Genomic DNA, 273 nt, shown 5'->3' with positions numbered 1-273 from the left:
CTGTTCCAGGGTAGCCATACCGAGGCGCTTGCGGGTTGCTTCGTCGAGGGGGCCGAAGCGTTTGATAAGCAGGCGTTCCAGGCCCTCGATTTTCCCTTCCAGCCTGCCTTGCTCCAAGCCTTGCTCCAAGCCTTGCTCCAGGCCTTGCTCCAAGCCTTGCTCCAGGCCTTGCTCCAGGCCTTGCTCCAAACCTTGTCGCATCCCTTGTTGCAGGCCTTGTTGCATCCCTCTCTGAATGGCCAATCGTTCAACGCTGGTGACGTAGCGCATTTT

Annotated in this window: 1 pseudogene; it reads right to left on the bottom strand. The window is 58.6% G+C overall.

From position 1 onward, the window contains the following. A pseudogene (locus tag E1958_RS19925) lies at positions 1-225 on the bottom strand (hypothetical protein); the annotation flags it as partial. Positions 226-273 lie beyond the last annotated feature (48 nt).

The organism is Candidatus Thiosymbion oneisti (genome assembly GCF_004359955.1).
Lineage (GTDB): Bacteria > Pseudomonadota > Gammaproteobacteria > Chromatiales > Chromatiaceae > Thiosymbion > Thiosymbion oneisti.
The sequence above is the reverse complement of the archived record's forward strand: the minus strand, read 5'-3'. Positions and strand labels throughout refer to the sequence as shown.